Origin of the sequence: Aeromonas sp. QDB18 (assembly GCF_027705325.1) — a bacterium.
Taxonomy (GTDB): Bacteria; Pseudomonadota; Gammaproteobacteria; order Enterobacterales; family Aeromonadaceae; genus Aeromonas; species Aeromonas caviae.
The window spans coordinates 1-2,738 of sequence record NZ_JAPDBQ010000242.1 but is presented as its reverse complement, the minus strand read 5'-3'; the positions used below and the strand labels follow the sequence as shown (position 1 = coordinate 2,738).

Sequence of the window (2,738 nt, the reverse complement as noted above, 5' to 3'; positions counted from 1 at the left end):
CCCAACAAGGAGTTTCGGATTCTTACACAGCCTGAGGATCGGTCAATGGATCCTTAACTGATCGGCATTACTCCCTCGGGAGCCCTTTTGCCGTCCCCGTGGCCGTGAAAAACAGGGAATGACTGGGTGAACGCACAATTAGTGTTTGCTTTTTACACATTTCGAGGAGAGAATGCGCGCCGGCTAGTTAATCAGCCCTGATTATGTTCGCAATGCTTCACCTCACGATGAATCCTGCCAGTACCCGCATAACCTTCTTCTGATTTACTCGCCTTGAGAACCGTTCAGGCTGTCTGCCTGCGTTGCCCGGCTCTCACGGTGCAGACCCGATCTGCCCACTCCCAAGTAGCATCATGCATCCGCGTGGTCCTTGGCGCCTTCCTTGAAAGTGCAGACGCCCCTGAACCGGGCTGGGTATTCCTGCGCGCTCGTCCGCCATCGTGCTGACCGCGCCCATTGACCTGACATTTGCCAATACAAGGAGCAAACACTTAATTTATATAGAGAAATACCATGATGAAACACGTACAGATCCGCAAACCCCTGCGTCGCAGCAAACCCATCAACCTGCCCGTGCAAGAACACGACGACGATGCGTTCCTGATCCAGTTCAGCACCCGCTTCAGCGGCGGCTTCGCCATCTCCTGTGATGGCATCGCCGGCGAGTTCTCCATCGAAGAGCTCAACTGATCCGGCCTGCCCAGGCAGCGCCCGATGCAGACAGGCCGCAACTCACGGCGGCCTCCTTGCCTGACGTCATAGTCTGCATGGCCCCACCACCCGAGCGATGACTAGACCCCGCAAGTCTCCTTGTCCGGCGCCTCCAGCAGCAGGCACTCCTCCTCGCCGGCTCCCAGCCTGACCCGTTTACCCTGACTCAGCCCCAGCTTGGCGAGTAGCCGGACCGAGCGCTCATTGCCCGGGGTGACGATGGCGACCACCCGCTCGATGCCGAGCCGTTCACGGCCATCTGCCATGGCCGCCCGCGCGGCTTCGATGGCATAGCCCTGGCCGCGCCAGGCGGGCAGGAAGGCATAGCCGATGTCTTCACAGGGCAGGGTATCGCGCTTGATCAGACCGCAGATGCCGAGCCTGGCCCCGTCTTCCCGCCGCACCACCAGATAGAGTCCGTGACCGTAGCGGGCATAACTGACCGCAGGCCCCTGCTGGATGTAGTTTTCGGCATCCGCCAGGGTACGCACCCCGCGATCGCCGATGTAGCGGTGAAAATCACCATCGTTGAGCAGTTCGAGAATGAAGGGGGCATCGACAATGGTCAGTTTGCGCAGTTCCAGGCGCTCGGAGAGGATCATGACATGGGCTCGTTCGGCAGTAGAGAGTGTCCAAGACTGCTCCCGCCCCGCTTCCTTGGCAAGACCCGGAGGATATTTTCGCCCCCGGGAGCCGCGTCCCCGCTATACTGCCCACCCCATGGAACAGGCAGGAGAACGGCCATGACCGATACCCCCGAATTTTTTGATGAAGAGACACTGCTGGAGATGGTGGAGAACCAGCTCGCCGACGGCCATCCCCTCCAGGTGAAAGCGACCCTGATGCGCCTGGTGATGAAGGGCACCCCGCGGGAAGAGGCGCTGCAATACATCGCCTGCGCCCTGGGCGCCGAACTCATGGCCATGGAAGCCGAACAGGGCCCCTTCAACCTCGTCCGTTACGGCGAGTTTCTCGACAGCCTGCCCGAGATGCCCTGGGCCGAATGACCCGGGCCGATTAGGCAAGCCCCGGCGCCAGCCATTATCATTACTGCCACCACCAATGACGGGAGTATGGGGATATGCGCTGGCAAGATCGCCGTGAGAGCAACAATGTGGAAGACCGACGCCAGCAAAGCGGCGGCAACGGGGGCGGCGGCCTGCCCATCGGTGGCAAGGGGCGTCTGATCCTGCTGGTGGTGATCATGGTGGCGGGGTACTACGGCGTGGACCTCGGCCCCCTGCTGCAGGATCCGGCCCCGCAGAGCCAGCCCCAGCGTCAGAACTCGTCCCAGGCTGCAAACGATCCCCTCGCCCGCTTCACCTCGGTGATGCTCGCCTCCACGGAGGACGCCTGGGGTGAGATGTTCCAGCAAAGCGGCAACCACTATCAGGCCCCCAGACTGGTGCTCTATCGCGGTGCGACCCGCACCGGCTGCGGCCAGGGGCAGTCGGTGATGGGGCCCTTCTACTGTCCGGCCGACAGCACCGTCTACATCGATCTCTCCTTCTATCAGGACATGCGCGACAAGCTGGGGGCCGACGGCGACTTCGCCCAGGGCTATGTGATCGCCCACGAAGTGGGCCACCACGTGCAGAACCTGCTCGGCATCTCCACCAAGGTGCGCCAGCAGCAACAGGGGCTGAGCCAGGTCGCCCAGAACCGGTTGTCGGTCAAGCTCGAACTGCAGGCGGACTGCTTCGCCGGGGTCTGGGGCCACTACATGGAAAAAGAGCAGGTGCTGGAGCGTGGCGATCTGGAAGAGGCGCTCAATGCCGCCCAGGCCATAGGCGACGACAGGTTGCAGCAGCAAGGTCAGGGCCGGGTCGTTCCCGACAGCTTCACCCACGGCACCTCGGCCCAGCGCCTCGCCTAGTTCAAACGCGGTTTTGACAGCGGCAAGCCCGCCAGTTGCGACACCTTCGCCGCCCGCTAGACGCCCAAAAGAAGGGTTCTTCGCGGGATCTTGGGGAAGTGGAAGTTGACAGACAGGGTGCTGGTAAACTGGCTGTCTCCAAACACACCAC

At 61.9% G+C, this 2,738-nt stretch carries 4 protein-coding genes; 3 read left to right on the top strand and 1 reads right to left on the bottom strand.

Features of this window, described 5'->3' with window-relative positions:
• The first annotated feature begins 513 nt into the window (after positions 1–513).
• Positions 514–690: a hypothetical protein gene (locus OKC30_RS20445; protein WP_010672653.1), complete on the top strand. Its 177-nt coding sequence runs from the start codon at positions 514–516 to the stop codon at positions 688–690.
• Between the two features lie 101 nt (positions 691–791).
• On the opposite strand, the gene OKC30_RS20440 is transcribed toward OKC30_RS20445, so the two are convergent.
• Complete coding sequence (locus OKC30_RS20440; RefSeq protein ID WP_270665407.1) at positions 792–1,313, bottom strand: GNAT family N-acetyltransferase; 522 nt, start codon at positions 1,311–1,313, stop codon at positions 792–794.
• A 141-nt stretch (positions 1,314–1,454) separates the two neighbouring features.
• Here OKC30_RS20440 and OKC30_RS20435 point away from each other — a divergent pair, with 141 nt between their 5' ends.
• Together OKC30_RS20435 and ypfJ are read left to right on the top strand one after the other, a co-directional pair.
• Positions 1,455–1,718 carry a hypothetical protein gene (locus tag OKC30_RS20435; protein ID WP_039040440.1) on the top strand — a complete coding sequence of 88 codons (264 nt, stop codon included), beginning with the start codon at positions 1,455–1,457 and terminating at the stop codon, positions 1,716–1,718.
• A 74-nt stretch (positions 1,719–1,792) separates the two neighbouring features.
• Positions 1,793–2,587: a KPN_02809 family neutral zinc metallopeptidase gene (gene ypfJ, locus OKC30_RS20430; protein WP_270809789.1), complete on the top strand. Its 795-nt coding sequence runs from the start codon at positions 1,793–1,795 to the stop codon at positions 2,585–2,587.
• Positions 2,588–2,738: the final 151 nt, after the last annotated feature.

What these genes read in the sequence shown, in the direction of transcription:
- OKC30_RS20445 (WP_010672653.1), top strand. Translation starts at nt 514, where the DNA reads ATGATGAAACACGTACAGATCCGCAAACCCCTGCGTCGCAGCAAACCC.
- OKC30_RS20440 (WP_270665407.1), bottom strand. Translation starts at nt 1,313, where the DNA reads ATGATCCTCTCCGAGCGCCTGGAACTGCGCAAACTGACCATTGTCGAT.
- OKC30_RS20435 (WP_039040440.1), top strand. Translation starts at nt 1,455, where the DNA reads ATGACCGATACCCCCGAATTTTTTGATGAAGAGACACTGCTGGAGATG.
- ypfJ (WP_270809789.1), top strand. Translation starts at nt 1,793, where the DNA reads ATGCGCTGGCAAGATCGCCGTGAGAGCAACAATGTGGAAGACCGACGC.